The following is a 2,985-nucleotide window of genomic DNA, read 5'->3' as shown; positions in this document are numbered from 1 at the left end:
CTCGGTTCGTCGCCTTTCTTTTGAAAACCCCAACTTGTAAAAGTTGGGGTTTTTTGTTTTATATAAATGCCGTGTTCAATCAAATTGCGGTTCGTCGACTTTCTTTTTAAATCACTGATTATAAAGAATTAGGTTTTTTTGTGGTACAGCTATCATTATGCAGTTCCTAAAGTAACAAGAACTAATTGCGGGTCGTTATCCTTATATTCAAAACTCTAAATTCAAAAAGTGTTTTTTTATTTAGTATCGAAATATCGGGTCGCTAAATAGTTCTTTAGGTGTTGTTTTTCTTTGCAAAAACCACTCTATTTCATATTATTTTTTTTATTGAGAGACAAAATCTCTTGATATCCTTTTAGGCTTTTATTATGTCGTTGCCTGTGTTTATTTCTAATAGTCAGCAGCTAAGATTTTTTGATATTTTGCTAAGTAGGACTGATAGTATTTATTTAAGTAGTCTTCTTTATTAATTGTAAAGTATTTGTTATGCTTGAAAATTAATATCTTACGAAGCCTTGCAAACTTGTATAGATATTAGCCTTAGTATACTGTAATGTGGATCAGCTTGTTTTTTGATTGTAAATTTATTTTTTAATTTTTCACAACTAGTAATTAATTTTAGTAGTTGTCTTTTGCGTTTTTCTTATCTACTTCATTTGCAATATCTATGGTTTATTATGTTTTTTGTTTGATACTAGATTCTGTGAAGATTGTATGGTTTATTATTATTAATAAAATTTTGTTTTTTTAAATTTAATACCTGTCTTGTTTATATTTTAGATTAGTGTTTTACAGTATTATGAGTGTGATTTTTTTGTTTACGCACCTTAAATTATATATTAAAATTTTCTTTACAAGTCTTTGTTTAAGTTAGTAATTTTATTGTTTCTACTATTTGTGTGGTTTATTGCATCTAAATAGGAATTCTAAATATTCTTAGTTTCCCTTTTTTTTATCAATCTATAAATTTTACAGAATGAATGCTCTAATTATAATTATCGCTTATTTTGTGCTACTGTATTTAATGTTAAAATTTTATTAAATAACATATTTTTATCTCATTTTATTTTTCTATTTTTAAACATTATTCTAGTGCCATTATTTATTAAATTAATAACCAATATATGAAACATAAATTACTCTTTTTGCTGTTATTTGCCTTCCTTTTGAATAGTGCCTCTTTTGCGCAAATTTCAAAAAAAAATAGAGCTAATAGAAGTGTTTCTTCTCCAAATGTTACAGGAAAAACTACTGCTCTTATTCCTGCGCCACTTGCTACGGCTGGGAGTGCTTGTAAGGAAATATCAGATTCTACAGTTAGAGTATTTGTTACCGCATCTGGTAATAGTGGTGATATTATCGAATGGTATGATAGTCAGGAATCAACTACTATTTTACGTACGGGGTCTATTTATAGTCCTTTTATTAGTGAAACCACTACTTTTTATGTCCAAAGTAGATCCGGTAATGACTTAAGTGTAAGAGTTCCTGTTGTTGCATCTGTATTTAATGCACCTCCAAATGTTAGTCTTACCGTTTCTCCTACTGATAGTCCAGTTTGCAAAGGAGTGCCATTAACTTTTACAGCTACAGGTGGAGGCGATTTGTTTGAGTTTTTAATTGATAACGTAGTAGTTCAAGCCATGTCAACTAACCGAGTATACACGACTAGTTCGTTGTCAGCAGGACAGGTTGTAAGGGTTAAAACAAGGTACGCAGTTACACTCGATGGAACAATTTCTGAGGCTGCATGGGGTACTGGCGCGTTTGAAGATAATGTTTTAAGTGCAGCTCTTTCTCCAAGTGCAGTTGACGGTTATCTTACTAGTATTAAAATTAGCGGCACTGAGGATAAATTATTTTTTGGTTTAACTGGTAAGTTAAATGCAAACAGAAGTGCTTTGTTATTTTTAGATACTAAACCAGGTGGTTTTAATGTGGGTAATTATGGCAATGAAGCGACAAGTGCTAATCCTTCTGTTAATGGTTTCAACTATTTTAATACTAATCCTAGTACTTTTGATTCTTATTTTTTACCTGATTATTGCTTGGCGATATCTACAAAAGATGGTGGGGTAACCTACTTTGCTGATATTATTGAATTACAAACAGGTGTGTCTACAAAAGTTAGTTTAGGAACTGCGTCAAATGGAAGTCCTTCCAGTAATATAGGTGTAAATAATGGTAATACTGGTATCACTGATTTGTTATTAGGTTTTGAAATTGCAGTTCTCAAATCTCAAATTGGTTACATAGCCGGAGATATTAAATGCTTCGGATTTACAATGAAAGATGACGCTCCAGGTACTTTTAGTGTAACTAATTCTTTCCTTAGTCCGGAACGCTCTTCAACGTTAGATTTTGGTACAGGGCCTATTAATTTTAATTTACGTGATCCTAAAGCAATAGTAGTATCATCAGATGCTTTTATGCCGTGTTATAAAGAAGCAAGTCTTTCAGTAGCAATTGTTGAAAAGCCGTCTACTGCTACTGTTGGGCTTAACCAAACCAATTGTTCTTTAAGTAGTACATCTCTTGGCGGAAACACCCCTACCGTTGGTACGGGAAGGTGGTCTTTCAAATCGGGCCCTGGTACTGCTACTTTTAGTAATGTAAATAGTGGTTCTAGCACAGTTACTGTGGATTTACCAGGAACTTATGTTTTTACTTGGACTATATCTAATGGAAGTTGTGATCCTTCTATGGCTGATATTACTGTTCGTTTTGATATACCTCCAGTAAGTCCGACAGCTTCAAATAAAACAGAATGTGCACAATCTCCTATTCAAACATTAACAGTTACAGCTACAGTACCAGCAGGTGTAACGGTAGTTTGGTATGATGCTGTAACAGGCGGAAATACAGTTGCTAATCCTATTTTGAATACAGTTGGAACCAGAACGTATTATGCTGAGGCAGTAAATACAGCTTCAACTTGTGCTAGTCCGAGTCGAACCGCTGTTGTTTTGACAATAAACGCAACTC

General features: G+C 32.8%; 1 protein-coding gene. It reads left to right on the top strand.

Features of this window, described 5'->3' with window-relative positions; translation table 11 throughout:
- Positions 1-1,124 precede the first annotated feature (1,124 nt).
- Positions 1,125-2,985: immunoglobulin domain-containing protein (locus H8R22_RS09300; RefSeq protein ID WP_449534701.1), on the top strand; the 1,861-nt coding region annotated here is incomplete at its 3' end.

It is taken from the genome of Flavobacterium kayseriense, from assembly GCF_014305095.1.
GTDB classification, from domain to species: Bacteria; Bacteroidota; Bacteroidia; order Flavobacteriales; family Flavobacteriaceae; genus Flavobacterium; species Flavobacterium kayseriense.
This window is presented reverse-complemented; position numbering and strand designations above follow the sequence as displayed.